20 protein-coding genes and 1 riboswitch are annotated in these 14,181 nt (G+C 65.1%); of the genes, 14 read left to right on the forward strand and 6 right to left on the reverse strand.

The window, feature by feature from the left end; genetic code table 11:
* Positions 1 to 44 precede the first annotated feature (44 nt).
* A riboswitch (TPP riboswitch) is annotated at positions 45 to 173 on the forward strand.
* The 5 genes from FJV43_RS09730 to thiC all read left to right on the forward strand — a co-directional run bounded on the left by FJV43_RS09730 (position 161) and on the right by thiC (position 5,023).
* Positions 161 to 1,183, forward strand: a complete 1,023-nt coding sequence (locus tag FJV43_RS09730; protein WP_239626512.1) for an FAD-dependent oxidoreductase — start codon at positions 161 to 163, stop codon at positions 1,181 to 1,183. (Overlaps the previous riboswitch by 13 nt.)
* Entirely contained in the window at positions 1,174 to 1,371 is a 198-nt protein-coding gene (gene thiS / locus FJV43_RS09735; RefSeq protein WP_239626514.1) for a sulfur carrier protein ThiS, read from the forward strand. Before FJV43_RS09730 ends, thiS begins: the two co-directional genes overlap by 10 nt.
* A 197-nt stretch (positions 1,372 to 1,568) precedes the next feature.
* Complete coding sequence (locus tag FJV43_RS09740) at positions 1,569 to 2,351, forward strand: thiazole synthase (RefSeq protein ID WP_239626516.1); 783 nt, start codon at positions 1,569 to 1,571, stop codon at positions 2,349 to 2,351.
* Positions 2,338 to 2,946, forward strand: a complete 609-nt coding sequence (locus tag FJV43_RS09745) for a thiamine phosphate synthase (RefSeq protein ID WP_239626518.1) — start codon at positions 2,338 to 2,340, stop codon at positions 2,944 to 2,946. The genes FJV43_RS09740 and FJV43_RS09745 overlap by 14 nt, the downstream gene beginning before the upstream one ends.
* A 178-nt stretch (positions 2,947 to 3,124) precedes the next feature.
* Positions 3,125 to 5,023, forward strand: coding sequence for a phosphomethylpyrimidine synthase ThiC (gene thiC / locus FJV43_RS09750; RefSeq protein WP_239626520.1), 1,899 nt, complete (start codon positions 3,125 to 3,127; stop codon positions 5,021 to 5,023).
* A gap of 98 nt (positions 5,024 to 5,121) precedes the next feature.
* On the opposite strand, the gene FJV43_RS09755 is transcribed toward thiC, so the two are convergent.
* A complete protein-coding gene (locus tag FJV43_RS09755; protein ID WP_239626522.1) occupies positions 5,122 to 5,691 on the reverse strand; it encodes a DUF4262 domain-containing protein in 570 nt (189 codons plus the stop codon).
* On the opposite strand from FJV43_RS09755, the gene FJV43_RS09760 reads away from it, so the two are divergent.
* From FJV43_RS09760 to FJV43_RS09770, 3 genes are all read left to right on the forward strand, one after another.
* Positions 5,690 to 6,232 (forward strand): mismatch-specific DNA-glycosylase, encoded by a 543-nt coding sequence (locus FJV43_RS09760; RefSeq protein WP_239626524.1) that lies wholly within the window; start codon positions 5,690 to 5,692, stop codon positions 6,230 to 6,232. The genes FJV43_RS09755 and FJV43_RS09760 overlap by 2 nt on opposite strands.
* Before the next feature lie 312 nt (positions 6,233 to 6,544).
* On the forward strand, positions 6,545 to 7,204 hold the full coding sequence (locus FJV43_RS09765) for a glutathione S-transferase family protein (protein ID WP_239626525.1): 660 nt from the start codon (positions 6,545 to 6,547) through the stop codon (positions 7,202 to 7,204).
* A gap of 125 nt (positions 7,205 to 7,329) precedes the next feature.
* Positions 7,330 to 8,025 carry a glutathione S-transferase family protein gene (locus FJV43_RS09770; RefSeq protein WP_239626527.1) on the forward strand — a complete coding sequence of 232 codons (696 nt, stop codon included), beginning with the start codon at positions 7,330 to 7,332 and terminating at the stop codon, positions 8,023 to 8,025.
* Between the two features lie 87 nt (positions 8,026 to 8,112).
* Here the strand turns inward: FJV43_RS09770 and FJV43_RS09775 are convergent, their stop codons facing one another.
* Positions 8,113 to 8,547, reverse strand: coding sequence for a hypothetical protein (locus FJV43_RS09775; protein WP_239626528.1), 435 nt, complete (start codon positions 8,545 to 8,547; stop codon positions 8,113 to 8,115).
* 478 nt (positions 8,548 to 9,025) lie between these two features.
* On the opposite strand from FJV43_RS09775, the gene FJV43_RS09780 reads away from it, so the two are divergent.
* The 3 genes from FJV43_RS09780 to FJV43_RS09790 all read left to right on the forward strand — a co-directional run bounded on the left by FJV43_RS09780 (position 9,026) and on the right by FJV43_RS09790 (position 10,332).
* The gene (locus FJV43_RS09780; protein WP_239626530.1) at positions 9,026 to 9,409 is read left to right on the forward strand and encodes a RidA family protein; all 384 of its coding nucleotides are present in this window, start codon (positions 9,026 to 9,028) and stop codon (positions 9,407 to 9,409) included.
* Positions 9,410 to 9,576: 167 nt separating this feature from the next.
* Complete coding sequence (locus FJV43_RS09785; protein ID WP_239626532.1) at positions 9,577 to 9,837, forward strand: hypothetical protein; 261 nt, start codon at positions 9,577 to 9,579, stop codon at positions 9,835 to 9,837.
* Between the two features lie 243 nt (positions 9,838 to 10,080).
* Positions 10,081 to 10,332 (forward strand): hypothetical protein, encoded by a 252-nt coding sequence (locus FJV43_RS09790; protein ID WP_028182194.1) that lies wholly within the window; start codon positions 10,081 to 10,083, stop codon positions 10,330 to 10,332.
* A 114-nt stretch (positions 10,333 to 10,446) separates the two neighbouring features.
* Here FJV43_RS09790 and FJV43_RS09795 read toward each other — a convergent pair whose 3' ends face one another.
* Positions 10,447 to 10,989, reverse strand: coding sequence for a transposase (locus FJV43_RS09795; RefSeq protein WP_239629376.1), 543 nt, complete (start codon positions 10,987 to 10,989; stop codon positions 10,447 to 10,449).
* A gap of 60 nt (positions 10,990 to 11,049) precedes the next feature.
* On the reverse strand, positions 11,050 to 11,535 hold the full coding sequence (locus FJV43_RS09800) for a J domain-containing protein (RefSeq protein ID WP_239626533.1): 486 nt from the start codon (positions 11,533 to 11,535) through the stop codon (positions 11,050 to 11,052).
* A gap of 111 nt (positions 11,536 to 11,646) precedes the next feature.
* Here FJV43_RS09800 and FJV43_RS09805 point away from each other — a divergent pair, with 111 nt between their 5' ends.
* Both FJV43_RS09805 and FJV43_RS09810 read left to right on the forward strand, forming a co-directional pair.
* Entirely contained in the window at positions 11,647 to 12,414 is a 768-nt protein-coding gene (locus FJV43_RS09805) for an SDR family oxidoreductase (protein WP_239626535.1), read from the forward strand.
* A 337-nt stretch (positions 12,415 to 12,751) separates the two neighbouring features.
* On the forward strand, positions 12,752 to 12,997 hold the full coding sequence (locus FJV43_RS09810) for a helix-turn-helix domain-containing protein (protein WP_239626536.1): 246 nt from the start codon (positions 12,752 to 12,754) through the stop codon (positions 12,995 to 12,997).
* Between the two features lie 9 nt (positions 12,998 to 13,006).
* Here FJV43_RS09810 and FJV43_RS09815 read toward each other — a convergent pair whose 3' ends face one another.
* Positions 13,007 to 13,276, reverse strand: coding sequence for a hypothetical protein (locus FJV43_RS09815; protein WP_239626538.1), 270 nt, complete (start codon positions 13,274 to 13,276; stop codon positions 13,007 to 13,009).
* A gap of 157 nt (positions 13,277 to 13,433) precedes the next feature.
* Here FJV43_RS09815 and FJV43_RS09820 point away from each other — a divergent pair, with 157 nt between their 5' ends.
* Positions 13,434 to 13,949: a collagen-like protein gene (locus FJV43_RS09820; RefSeq protein WP_239626539.1), complete on the forward strand. Its 516-nt coding sequence runs from the start codon at positions 13,434 to 13,436 to the stop codon at positions 13,947 to 13,949.
* Positions 13,950 to 13,958: 9 nt separating this feature from the next.
* On the opposite strand, the gene FJV43_RS09825 is transcribed toward FJV43_RS09820, so the two are convergent.
* Complete coding sequence (locus tag FJV43_RS09825; protein WP_239626541.1) at positions 13,959 to 14,174, reverse strand: hypothetical protein; 216 nt, start codon at positions 14,172 to 14,174, stop codon at positions 13,959 to 13,961.
* Positions 14,175 to 14,181: the final 7 nt, after the last annotated feature.

A 14,181-nucleotide genomic window follows, 5' to 3' on the forward strand; every position in this document is an offset into this window, starting at 1 on the left:
CGGGCCAACACGCGTTGACACCGCCCGCCACTGGCATACATTAGCACCGTTCCGAGGGGTGCTCCGAGGAGGAGCTGAGATACCGCTAAATGGGCAATCCTGCCCAGGACCGCGGTGACCCTTTGAACCTGATCCGGGTCATGCCGGCGAAGGGACAGGGATGTTGCAGACCACCAAGCGACCGGATTCCCCGGTATCCATCATCGGCGCAGGCATCGCAGGCGCCTGGCAGGCCTTGCTGTTCGCACAGGCCGGTCACGCCGTGACCCTGCACGAGCGCGGTGACGAGGCGATGACGGACGCCACCAGCCATTGGGCCGGCGGCATGCTCGCGCCCTATTGCGAGGCCGAGGTCGCAGAACCCATCATCAGCCGCCTCGGGCTGCGCTCGCTCGACATCTGGCGGCGCGAGCTGCCCGACACGCCTTTCAACGGCTCGCTCGTCGTCTCCCATCCGCGCGAGCGCAACGATTTCGAGCGCTTCGCCCGGATGACCGAGGGCCACGAGCGGCTCGACGCCGCCGGCCTCGCCGCGCTGGAGCCCTCGCTGGAGGGACGCTTCCGCGACGCGCTGTTCTTCCCGGCCGAGGGCCATGTCGAGCCGCGCCGCGTGCTGCCGAAGCTGCATGAGCGCATCCGCGCCGCCGGCGGCACCATCAAGTTTTCCAGCGACGTCACTGCAAACGACCTCGCAAAGGATCCCGAGGGCATCGTGATCGACTGCCGCGGCATCAGTGCCCGCGACGAGCAGCCGGAGCTTCGCGGCGTCAAGGGCGAGATGATCCTGATCGAGACCAGTGAGGTGCAGCTGGCGCGCCCGGTACGGCTGATCCATCCGCGCTGGCCGCTCTACGTCATCCCGCGCGAGGCGGGCCTGTTCATGCTGGGCGCGACCTCGATCGAGGCCGAAGACACCGGCGTCAGCGTGCGCTCGGCGCTGGAGCTTTTGGGCGCGGCCTATACCGTGCATCCGGCGTTCGGCGAGGCCCGCATCCTCGAATTCGGCTCGGGCCTGCGGCCCGCCTATCCCGACAACCTGCCGCGCATCGGCATCCGTGGCGGCAAGATCAGCGTCAACGGGCTCTACCGCCACGGCTTCCTGATCGCGCCAGCGCTTGCCGAGCTGACGCTGGCCTATGTCCAGCGCGGCCAGATCGACAATGAGGTGATGCAGTGCTTGTGATCGTCAACGGGGAGCAGCGCGAGGTGAATTCCGCAAGCGTCGACGCGCTGCTCAACGAGCTCGACTACGAAGGCACCCATTTCGCCATCGCGCTGAACTACGACGTCGTGCCGAAAAGCCGCTGGGCCGAGACGCCGCTGAAAGCCGGCGACGAGATCGAGATCATCACGCCGCGGCAGGGAGGGTGAGCGGGATGAGTGAAGCTATCGCCTTCCTTCGCCTCTCCCCGCCTGCGGGGAGAGGCCGGAATTTGCAAAGCAAATTCCGGGTGAGGGGGACTCTCCGCGAGTCCAACTCTCACCGTCCCCGCGGAGGCTCCCCCTCACCCCAACCCTCTCCCCGCAAGCGGGGCGAGGGAGCGCACTGAATTCGAGGAAACACCGCCATGGTGACCTTCTACGGCAAGACCTTCGCCTCCCGCCTCCTGATCGGCAGCGCGCTCTATCCCTCGCCCGCGATCATGCAGGACGCGATCCGCGCGTCCGGCGCCAACATCGTCACGGTGTCGCTGCGGCGCGAATCCGCCGGCGGCAAGACCGGGGACGCGTTCTGGAAGCTGATCCGCGAGCTCGACGTCACCGTGCTGCCGAACACCGCTGGCTGCCGCACCGTACGCGAGGCCGTGACCACCGCGAAACTTGCGCGCGAGCTGTTCGGCACGAACTGGATCAAGCTCGAAGTCATCGCCGACAACGACACGCTGCAGCCCGATGTCGTCGGCCTCGTCGAAGCTGCCAGCATCCTCGTCAAGGACGGCTTCGAGGTGTTCCCCTATTGCACCGAGGATCTCTCGGTCGCCAGCCGCCTGGTCGAAACGGGGTGCAAGGTGGTGATGCCGTGGGCCGCGCCGATCGGCAGCGCCAAGGGCATCACCAACCGCGACGCGCTGAAGCTCTTGCGCGACCGGCTGCCCGACATCACGCTGGTGGTCGACGCCGGCCTGGGCGCGCCGAGCCACGCGGCCCAGGCGCTCGAGCTCGGCTACGACGCCGTGCTGCTCAACACCGCCATCGCCAAGGCCGCCGATCCCGTCGCCATGGCCAACGCCTTCCGCCTCGGCTGTGATGCCGGCCGCACCGCTTATGAAGCCGGGCTGATGAACGCCCGCGATTTCGCCTCCCCCTCCACCCCTGTCGTTGGGACCCCGTTCTGGCATGCCGTATCCTGATCGTTTCTATCCCGTCGTCGACAGCCTTCAATGGGTCGAGCGCCTGACCAAGCTCGGCGTCGGCACCATCCAGCTGCGCGCGAAGGAGCTCGACGACTCCCAGGCGCTGCAGATCGTCAGCGACGCGCTGGCGATCACGAAGGGAACGCAAGCCAAGCTGGTGGTGAACGACTATTGGCGCGCGGCGGTCGTCGCCGGCGCAGAATATCTGCATCTCGGCCAGGAGGATCTCACTGAGGCCGACCTCAAGGCGATCCGCGAGGCCGGCCTCAAGCTCGGCATCTCCACCCACGACGACGACGAGCTTGCGACCGCGCTCGAAGCCCAGCCCGACTACGTCGCGCTGGGTCCGATCTTCTTCACAACGCTCAAATCGATGCGCTTCGAGCCGCAGGGCATCCCGAAGATCACCGAATGGAAGAAGCGCATCGGCGATATCCCGCTGGTTGCCATTGGCGGCATCAAGTTCGAGCACGCCGCAGAAATCTTTGCGGCCGGCGCGGATTCGATCGCGGTGGTCAGCGACGTCACCCAGAACGCCGATCCCGACGCGCGGGTGCGGCAATGGCTCGGCTTATCCAAGGAGGCCGCATGATGCAGGTCCGCTCTTCTTCGTCCCGTCACCCTGAGGTGGCCGCTTCTTCAGCGGCCCTCGAAGGGCGACGGCCCGGCTCGTTCATCCTTCGAGGCTCTCGTTGCGGCGCGGGCGCCCAACATCACCTCAGGATGACGAGATCAGACATCGCACAACAAAATTGAACCGGAGGATCCCCATGAACATCCGCTCCAATCCCGACAAGACCGTGCCCGCCGTCACCACCGGCCCCCTTCCCTCCTCGCGAAAAATCTTCGCAACGCCTGACGCCGCGCCCGACCTGCGCGTGCCCCTGCGCGAGATCATCCTCTCCGAGGGCGCGGGCGAGCCCAACCTGCCGGTCTACGACACCTCCGGCCCCTATACCGACCCGTCCGTCACCATCGACGTCAACGCCGGCCTGCCGCGCAACCGCAAGCAATGGGTGCTGGAGCGCGGCGGCGTCGAGGAATATGAGGGCCGGCAGGTCAAGCCGGAGGACAACGGCAACCTCTCCACCGACAAGGCCGCGCGCGCCTTCTCGGCCTATCACAAACCCTTACGCGGCCTTGACGGCCACAAGATCACGCAGCTCGAATTCGCCCGCGCCGGCATCATCACCAAGGAGATGATCTACGTCGCCGCGCGCGAAAATCTCGGCCGCAAGGAGCAGCTCGAACGCGCCGAGGCAGCGCTGGCCGACGGCGAAAGCTTCGGCGCGTCGGTCCCCGCCTTCATCACGCCGGAGTTCGTGCGCGACGAGATCGCGCGCGGCCGCGCCATCATCCCCTGCAACATCAACCACAGCGAGCTCGAGCCGATGATCATCGGCCGCAACTTCCTGACCAAGATCAACGCCAATATCGGCAACTCGGCGGTGACCTCGTCGGTCGAGGAAGAGGTCGAGAAGATGGTGTGGGCGATCCGCTGGGGCGCCGACACCGTGATGGATCTCTCCACGGGCCGCAACATCCACACCACCCGCGAATGGATTCTGCGCAACGCGCCGGTGCCGATCGGCACCGTGCCGATCTACCAGGCGCTGGAGAAGTGCAACGGCGATCCCGTCAAGCTGACCTGGGAGCTCTACAAGGACACGCTGATCGAGCAGTGCGAGCAGGGCGTCGACTATTTCACCATCCACGCCGGCGTGCGCCTGCAATACATCCACCTCACCGCCAGCCGCGTCACCGGCATCGTCTCCAGAGGCGGCTCGATCATGGCGAAGTGGTGCCTGGCGCATCACAAGGAAAGCTTCCTCTACACCCATTTCGACGAGATCTGCGACCTCATGCGCAAGTATGACGTCTCGTTCTCGCTCGGCGACGGCCTGCGTCCGGGCTCGATTGCCGATGCCAACGACCGCGCCCAGTTCGCCGAGCTCGAAACGCTCGGCGAACTCACCAAAATCGCGTGGGACAAGGGCTGCCAGGTCATGATCGAAGGCCCCGGCCACGTGCCGATGCACAAGATCAAGATCAACATGGACAAGCAGCTCAAGGAATGCGGCGAGGCGCCGTTCTATACGCTCGGACCGCTGACCACCGACATCGCGCCGGGCTATGACCACATCACCTCAGGCATCGGCGCTGCCATGATCGGCTGGTTCGGCTGCGCCATGCTCTGCTATGTCACGCCGAAGGAGCATCTCGGCCTGCCCGATCGCAACGACGTCAAGACCGGCGTCATCACCTACAAGATCGCCGCCCACGCCGCCGACCTCGCCAAGGGCCACCCCGCCGCGCAACTGCGCGACGACGCCCTCTCCCGCGCCCGGTTCGAATTCCGCTGGACCGACCAGTTCAACCTCGGCCTCGATCCGGACACCGCGAAGAACTTCCACGACGAGACCCTGCCGAAGGAAGCCCACAAGGTCGCCCATTTCTGCTCGATGTGCGGCCCGAAGTTCTGCTCGATGAAGATCACGCAGGACGTGCGGGACTATGCCGCGACGCTGAACGATCCGAACAGCGTGGGCATGTCGATGAGCGGCACCGCCGAGGACGGCATGAAGCAGATGAGCGCGAAGTTCAAGGAGATGGGCTCAAGCGTGTATCTGGACGCGGAGAAGGTGAAGGAGAGCAATCGGGTGTTGTGAGGCCCCTCCGTTCGCCATGCCCGGGCTTGACCCGGGCATCCATCTGAAAATTGAGAGGCCGGGCAAAAAGCCCGGCTTTTTTTTTGCGAAGCATCCCTTCAAGAAACCATTTTCTTCAACAGCGGCTGATCCTTTTTGACAGCGGGTGAGCATTCCGCCTCCCAGGGGAAACGCCTATTGAGGTCTTGCCAGATGACTTGGAGACACGGGAATGCGAACCGCGACTTCTGGTAAAACCAGATCGCCGTGCCAAGATATTCGCGATAGACACCGAGCGGCACCTGCCAGAAGCCGAGCTTGTAGCCGTTCTCCAGCATGTCGTCGGCGACATCGCCGTCGACGAATTGATGCCCTGATGCGACGCGGTCGCGGATAAGGTTGATGATGGCCTGCGCCGTTTCGGCTCTCTGGCCGAAAATGATGAGTTCGGGATGCCCATAGTTCAGATATAGACCGATTGAAAATGCAAACGGTGGATTTGCATCTGGTATGCCTGTGACATGGCAGCCGTGATTGCGGACGTTACGCAAAATGACCTTGTCGGCTTCGGGTTCGGGCTCGGGCCATTCGAACTGATCTTGCATTTTCACCCCAGATGAAACAAGCGTAGCCAGGATGAGCGTAGCGACATCCGGGGTCTTTGTCGCCCCGCATATCGCTACGCTCATGCGGGCTACAACTCCGCGGATAAATGATTTGTCCGATAGCAAGCTCCACCGCCTCCCCGACCAGCTCCGTCCCGACCTCCGCCTCGTCTTCGTCGGCACCGCCGCCTCGACGCGCTCGGCCGAGCTCGGGCACTACTACGCCCATCCCGGCAACCGCTTCTGGCGCGCGATCCACGAGGCCGGCATCACGCCGCGGCGTTATCAGCCCAGCGAGTTCGCTAGTCTGATCGACCTCGGGATCGGCTTCACCGATCTCTGCAAGACGGGCGCCGGGATGGATCACCAGATCGCGGCGGAGCCGATCGACGTGCCGGGCTTCAGGGCGAAGATGGAAACATATCGGCCGCGGACGATTGCGTTCACGAGCAAGAAGGCGGCGAGCCTGTTCTACGGCAAGCCGTCGAGCGGGATTGTGCTGGGGCGGCAGAAGCGCGAGGCGAGCCTGCCGGAGGTGTTCGTGCTGCCGTCGCCGTCCGGCGCGGCGTCCGGGCATTGGACGATTGAGCCGTGGCGTGAGCTGGCGGCGTGGATCGCTGCGTAGTTTGTAGGATGGGTAGAGCGCAGCGAAACCCATCAGCTGAGCCGAAGCAACAGGTGCACCCGTTCGATCACACCAAACGCTGACTGGACCGCAGACCCGGCGATGGGTTTCGCTGCGCTCTACCCATCCTACAGACCTGCGCAGGGTGAGGTGGCGTAGCCCGGATGAGCGCAAGCGACATCCGGGACCAGCAGGCGACCCGCATGTCGCTGCCGCTCATGCGGGCTACGAGATCGTCCATTGGGCTCGTGTCGGAATCCGCATCGGCCGTTCGTCCTCCGGTGCAAAGCACGATCAACCAGGAGCCGCCAGATGCCTCCCACCATCACTGCCTTCGCAAACTCGCCCGATCGCGGCCGCGGGCAGGCGCGCGACATGCGGGTGCGCTGGGCGCTGGAAGAAGTCGGCCAGCCTTACGACGTTCGCCTCGTCTCGTTCGAAGAGATGAAGCAGCCGGCGCATCTTGCGCTGCATCCGTTCGGGCAGATCCCGACCTTCGAGGATGGCGATCTCGCGCTGTTCGAGTCCGGCGCGATCGTGCTCGACATCGCCGAACGTCATGCCGGGCTGCTGCCGCTTGAGCCGAACGCGCGGGCGCGTGCCATCGCGTGGATGTTTGCGGCCCTGAACACGCTGGAGCCGCCGATCGTCGAGCTCGGCATGGCCATGCTGGTCGAGCGCGACAGGAGCTGGTACGCGGAGCGCTTGCCCCTGCTGCAGGACCGCGTCCGTGTCAGGCTCGGCGAACTGTCCCGCCGCCTCGGCGGTGCCGACTGGCTCGACGGCACCTTCAGCGCCGGCGATCTCATGATGGTGACGGTGCTGCGCCGGCTGAATACATCTCGCCTGCTGGACGAACATCCTGCCATCGCCGCCTATGTCGCCCGCGGCAAGGCGCGGCCGGCGTTCAAGCGCGCGTTCGAGGCGCAATTGGCGGTGTTCAACGCCTCGTCACGTTCACAACCCGGATGAGCGCAAGCGATATCCGGGGCCGGCAGTCGACCCGTATCTCGCTTCCGCTCATGGCCTCCGGGAGGGCATTGCATCCATTTCGGCCCCCCTGCATTCTGGGTTGCCCCACACGGAGGAGCGCGCCGATGCTGACCCTCTACTCCTACCCGGACCTCTTCGGCGTCGCCGACAACAACGGCTACGGCCTCAAGGTCTATGCCTTCCTGAAGCTCGCGGGCGTGCCGTTCGTGCAGGAGCACATCTTCGATGCCTCCACCGCGCCGCGCGGGCAGCTGCCTTACATCGTCGATGACGGCGAGACCATCGGCGACAGCGAAACGATCATCGCGCATGTCGTCGCGAAATACCGGCTCGGCATCGATGCCGCGCTGTCGGCTGCGCAGCGCCGCATCGATCATCTGGTCACGCGCATGCTGGACGATCTCTACTGGGTGATGTCGTATTCGCGCTGGAAGGACGAGCGCTTCTATCCCGCGTTCCGCGACGGCTTCATCGCGCAGCATCCGCAAATCGACGCGGAAGGGTTCGAGAAGGCGAAGGCGTACAACGCGCAGCGCTATCACCACCAGGGCATCGGCCGCTACACGCCCGAGCAGGCCTACGCGCGGGGGCTTGCCGATCTGCAGGTGCTGGCGGAGATCGTGCCGGCCGCGGGCTTCGTCCACGGCGCGGCGCCGACCAGCGTCGATGCCGGCATCTACGGCTTCGTCGCCAACATCTACTATTTTCCGATCCCGACGCCGCTGAAGGCCTTCGTCGATGCGCACGAAAATCTCGTCGCGCATTGCGAGCGGATTCATGCGATGGTGAGCGGAGTGTAGCCCGGATGAGCGATAGCGACATCCGGGGCCGAGCGTTGACCCGCATCGCTATCGCTCATGCGGGCTACGAAGTGAGGCGGGCGCGCCCTACCGCATCGTGATCGCGAGCCCGCTGAGATCCGCGTTCGCCATCAACCCGACCTGGTGACCCGTCAGTTCCAGCACCGCGCCCTTTTGGTTGGTCAGCACGATGGCGCGGGCGCCGCGGCCGACGGCAAGGCCTGCACCCGCCGCGCCGTAGACGCCGGCGACGTCCGAGGGGCGGTTGATGTTGGAGACGCGCCCGCGCAGCACGGTTTTCGAGCCGCCGAACACGAGGCCGTAGTCGAGGCCGCCGGTGGAGAGCGCATAGGAGCGGCCGCGGAAGTTGAGCACGCCCGAACCGCCGGAGCCGCCGATGATCCAGCCCGCCTTGTAGATCGTCAGCGTCACGAAGCCGCTGTCGGCCCGCGCGGCGGTCGAAAGTCCGGCCAGGGCGGCGATGGCGACCAGCGCGGCGCGAAGGGTGGTTGCGAACTTCATGGATGTCTCCGGAGGCTATTTTTCAAGGCAGGATTGGCGAATCAGACGCAGCGAACTTACCCCATCGATCGGGGCGGCAACATGATGGGGCGCGGCATGGCAGTAGGCTGCCTTCGCTACGCGGCAAGGCAGTCTCAAGCGAGGTCAGCATTTAAGGCACGTGCCTCCACAGCGTCATGGCCGGGCTTGCCCCGGCCATCCACGTCTTCCTCTCGGCACAACAAACGTGGATGCCCGGGACAAGCCCGGGCATGACGGCGAGGTTTGGTGCTGGACGCTGGAGCCCCGCGATCATGCCATTCTGCCCCTGTTTTGCCCGACGGAGCAAGCGGATAGTTCGCCGTTCCCGAATTCTGAAAAAGCCCAATGATCTCTGCACGATCCCTACTGTGCATGGGGTTGTTTTCGCACTTTTTGTTTTGAGCATCCTCCGCCTGCCGCTACGCTCAGGCGTCAGCGACCTTCCCGAGGTGATCCCATGCCGATCCAGCATTTCGCGCCCCCGCCGCACGTCAAGGCCCCGCCGCTGTCCTTTGCGACGCGGGTCGGCGATCTCCTGTTCGTCTCGGGCATTCCCGGCTTCGATGCCAGTGGCGCGCTGCCCGACGGTTTCGAGGCCCAGTTCGCCAACGTCGTCGTCAACATCAGGCGCGTGCTGGGGGAGGCCGGCGCTGATATCCGCGACCTCGTCAAGGTCAACGTGCTCCTGACCCGCGCCGCCGACGTCGCCGCCATGAACGCGCTCTATGCCGGCGCCTTCGGCCCGCCGCCCTATCCTGCGCGCACGACCTGCGTGGTACAGGCCCTGCCCGATCCGAAGATGCTGATCGAGATCGAGGCGGTGGCGTCGCTCTCCAAGTGAGAGTCATGTCAGGTTCAAGTCAGCTGGCTGTGGCCCATCGGGCACGCGGCCGAACCAAATGCTTTCGGATCGGCTGACATGTCCGTGAGCGGCCGCTCCCCGGCTTGCCAAGGTCCTGCTTTTACCGCACGAATTTTCCGATCCACCTTCCCCACAGGAGATACTTCATGCGTCGCGTTCTCGCCCTCTGTGCCGTTGCCGGCATCGCCAGTTCCGTGTTCGCCGTGCCGGCCTCGGCGGCGGTCGGCTATTACGTGATCCGCTGGGACAACACCGGCATCTGCCAGGTCTGGAACGAGGACCTCAAGTACAAGCCGTTCCAGTTTGGCGCCTCGACCTACAAGGTCGTCAGCAAGCCGTTCCCGACCTTCCAGGAGGCGTCCGACGTCCAGATCAAGATGCGCGCCGAGCGCCGCTGCACGCTCTGAGCCCGACGCGACGGGATCGCGTATACGGATGAGTTTTCATGGGGCGGACCGCGCGAACGGTCCGCCCTTCTCTTTTGCAGAATCTGTTCAAATTGCGTATTTCCCGCAGCGGCTCTTTTGAACCTGACCGGCCGGCGGAACTACTCACATCTTGTCCGGGGCGCATCCCCCAAAGCGTCCCGCGCCACCCCCTCCCGTCATTGTCGGGAGGTGCATCACGTCTTTCATTTTGAGGAGCTGATCATGCGTCGTATTTCCGTGCTGTGCGCAGCCGTCGGTCTTGCCGTCACTGCCTTCGCCGCCGCGAGCCCAGCGGAGGCCAGCTATCATCTGATCCGCTGGCAGGACAGCGGCTTCTGCCAGATCTGGGACGAGAGCATCCCGACCACGCCGTGGCCGGCGGGCTACCACCGCGCCAGCGCGAGCGTGCCGACCTTCATCGACGCCCTCGCCATGAAGGACGCCGCGCTCAAGAACGGCCAGTGCACCTGGTAACAATTCGATCGGCGGACGAAGAGCCGGGCAGGACGCCAGCGTCCCTGTCCGGTTTTTTTCCACTCCGTAGCCCGGATGAGCGAAGCGATATCCGGGACGCGACTCGTTCTCCCGTCAGCCTTCCTCGGCACGCTCACCGAAGACATCCCCACTTTCGCTCGCCTCACCGGACCAATCCCCCGGGAGCAGCCCAGTCCGCACGTATCGGTGAAAGGACGAATGCGGCCAATCACCAACGCGCCGAACGTAGCCGTGCTTGACGGGATTGAAGTGAACGTAATCGATATGACGTGCAAAGTCGTCTTCGTTGCGGACCGTGTGCTCCCAGTATCGCCGCTGCCATAGCGCCAATTCTCCATTGGAGTGGCGAGCTATGTCGACACCGGCATGCAGCAGAGCACTGCTGAAGTGCCCCTTGATCCGACGCCACCGTCCTGCAAAATCAGAGTCGTCCAGCGGCAGTTTCATGACCGCATGCAGATGATCCGGAAGGATCACGATGGCGTCGAGCTCAAACGGTCGCTCGTTCCGAGCGGTTCGGAAGGCGTTGCGAAGAGCATCGATGTTGTCAGTAAGGACGCTCGACCGACGGTCGAAAAGCGTCACTGTGAAAAAGTAAGTGCCGCCGGGAATGAAATTTCTGCGGTACAGAACCATGGCGAGACCTGCCCCGGATATCGCTTCGCTCATCCGGGCTACAGTCTAGCACATTGATGTTCACGCGTCCTTGTACGCGCCCGGATGGATCAGGAGATCGCGCGCGGCGGCGAGGTCGATGAAGCCTTGCGCGCTGCCGCCTTGGTCGGGATGCATGCCCTTGGCGGCGCGGCGATAGGCCTGGTTGATGTCCTCGCAGGTGAGCTGCACCGCGAGCGGCAGGCCGAGCACCTTGCGGGCGCGGTCCTCCCTGGACATCTGCTTCGGCATGGCGTTGCGGCGGCCGAAGCGCGGGGCTGTCAGATCGTGGACGACCTCGAGCACCACGCCGAGACGGCGCTGCGCCGCCAGCGTCACGCCGTGGTCGTCATTGTCCGCGGCCTGGCGCAGCACCGGCAGCGCCTGCTCGGCGGCCTGGCGCAGCGTGACGTCGCTGCTCATCCGCGCGATCTCGGCCACGAGCCGGCCCGCCTCGGCCCAATCGGGCGCGTGCGCCGACCGCAGCCGTTCGAGAGCGAGTTTCCAGGAGTCCAGCCGTTCCATCATGCGCGCAACGTTTAGCAATCAGGATCAGTATGCCAAGGCCGCCGTTTCCGCCCCCTTAATTTCGAGTTAGCTTTTCGTGAAACTTCGAAAAGAAACCGGGAGGAATATGTCATGGCATTGCTCGCAAACCACATCGCCGTCGTCACGGGTGCCGGCTCCGGCATCGGCCGGGCGATCGCCGCCGGCTACGCGCGCGAGGGCGCACAGGTCGTGCTGCTCGACGTCAACGCCGAGACGGTGGCGGAAGCGGCTCGGGAGATCCGGCAGGCGGGCGGCAAGGCCGAGAGCTTTCCGCTCGACGTTGTCAGGCGCGAGGACTGCTTTGCCCTGGCCAAGCAGGTCGAGGGCAAGGTCGGGCAGGTCTCGATCCTCGTCAACAATGCCGGCATCACCCGCCGCAACGCCTTCACCGCCGAGACGGAGACGGTGGCGAAGGACTGGAACGACATCATCTCGCTCAACCTGAATGGCGTCTTCAACATGACGCAGGCGTTCCTCGCACCCTTGCGCGCGAGCAAGGGCCGCATCGTCAACATCGGCTCGATCCAGTCCTTCGTGCATCTGCGCACGCCGAGCTCGGCGGCCTACACCACCTCGAAGCACGGCGTGCTCGGCTTCACCAAGGCGCTCGCCGCCGAGCTCGGCAAGGAAGGCGTGCGCGTCAACGCGATCGGTCCCGGCTTCATCGAGACCAACATCAACGCCAATGTGCGCGCGACCAATCCGGCGCTGGTGCAGGCCTTCCTCGATCACACCCCGCTGGCGCGCACCGGCAAGCCCGAGGACATCGTGGGACCCGCGATCTTCCTGGCGTCGGACCTGTCGGCCTACGTCACCGGAACGATCGTGATGGTGGACGGCGGGTACCGCACGGTGTGAGGGAGAACGCTTTCACCACATACACGGTGTCATCACCCGCGAAGGCGGGTGATCCAGTATTCCAGAGACGCTAACATCCCACGAGGGGCCGCGGCGTACTGGATCGTCCTCTTCCGCGGACGATGACACCGTACTTGTCGCGCGAGATAGGTCCGCACCACGATGCATCCTTCGCCAATCGCGGCGGCTTCGCGGCATTCCTGGGGTCAATTGGTGGGCTCGCTCCCGATTAACCCTTCATTAACCAAACAGGACCACCGTGAAATTACGGCTTGGGGGTCGTTGGTTCTCGATCCGCTTCCAATGATGGAAGCGGCGTTGATCGGGAGGTGTGTTGATGACCACTGTTCATGTCGCGTCCGAGCCGGGCGCGCAATTTCTTGCTCCCAACCAGATCGTTCCGCTTCTGATCGGCGCCACGGTCGACGAGGTCGAGCGTGAGCTCGTGCTCCAGACGCTCGCACGCTGCGACGGCAACCGCACGCGCGCAGCGCGCGTGCTCGGCCTGTCGGTGCGCACGCTGCGCAACAAGATCAGGATCTACGCCGCCTCCGGCATCGAGGTGCCTGCCTATCAGGATTAGCGGGCGACATCAGTCCGCCCGCGATGGCGAGCTGCGCCGCAAGCGGCGCAGCTCGTGCCGCAGATATACGCCGGCGATGACCGCAAGCGCGATCATCGCGACCGAGGCGGCAATCAGCTCGACCGCGCGGAGCAGGAACGCCGTCATGACGGCCCATAGCGGTTGCGGCTCCTCGGCGAATCCGACCGGCACGATATCGGGCACCAGCAGCTGAGCGAGGCCGAGCGAGACGACGAGAACGACCGCGAACAGGCAAAAGACTTTCCACGCTGCACGCATCGGTCGCTCCTCCAAGCGGTGTGGCCGTGCGCGATCGATGACATGGCGGCTCGCCCCGACGATTGATGTTGATCAAGCCTGACACGGTGCGCGGGCAGAATTGCTGCTGTCGTCAAAGGCCGCTAAGTAGCTTGCTTCCGGTCAAGGGAGCGGTGGCGTGGCAGACGATCAGGGACGACGGCAGGGACCTCAGGGTCCGCGCGGGCGGCAAGGCGAGCCGGGGCGGCCGGGGCCGCAGGGCCATCCGGGCCGGCGCGGCCCGGACGGAGCGCGCGGCAAGCCCGGACCGCAGGGCAAGCCGGGGCCGGTCGGAAAGGCTGGCCCGCCCGGCAAACCCGGTCCGCAAGGCAAGCAGGGCGAAGCCGGCCCGCGCGGCGCAGCCGGCGCGCCGGGACCTGCCGGGCCACAGGGGCCGGCGGGGCCGCAAGGCCCGCGCGGCGAACCAGGTCCGCCCGGCCAATTGCCGTCGATCGAGCAAGTGCTGCCGTGGCTCGACCAGCTCTTCGACGCCTGGGACGAACGCCGCCGCCAGCGCGAGCGCGAAGCCGCCGAGCGCGAAGCGCTCGCGGCCGCCGTCCAGGAGCCAGACGAGACAATCGTCGATGACGAGAGCGATGACGGCGACGACCACAAGAAGAGAAAGAAAAAGAAGAAGCACGGCGACAAGGCCTAGCAGACGCGTCTATTTCGGCCGATCCTCGTCTCGCGGCAACATGCCCATGCGCTCGAACTGCCAGCGCATCGCGCGATACCAGAGGTAGCCGACCGCCGCGCCGCACAGGGCGAGGATGACCATGTTCGCGCTCGAGAACGAGCCGCTCCACCACATCATCCACGCAGTCCACAGCAGCGTGAAGACGATGGCACCTGCTTTCAAGGGAAGAAGGGGGCAGCTCATGGTCGTG

The organism is Bradyrhizobium sp. I71 (genome assembly GCF_022354745.1).
GTDB classification, from domain to species: domain Bacteria; phylum Pseudomonadota; class Alphaproteobacteria; order Rhizobiales; family Xanthobacteraceae; genus Bradyrhizobium; species Bradyrhizobium liaoningense.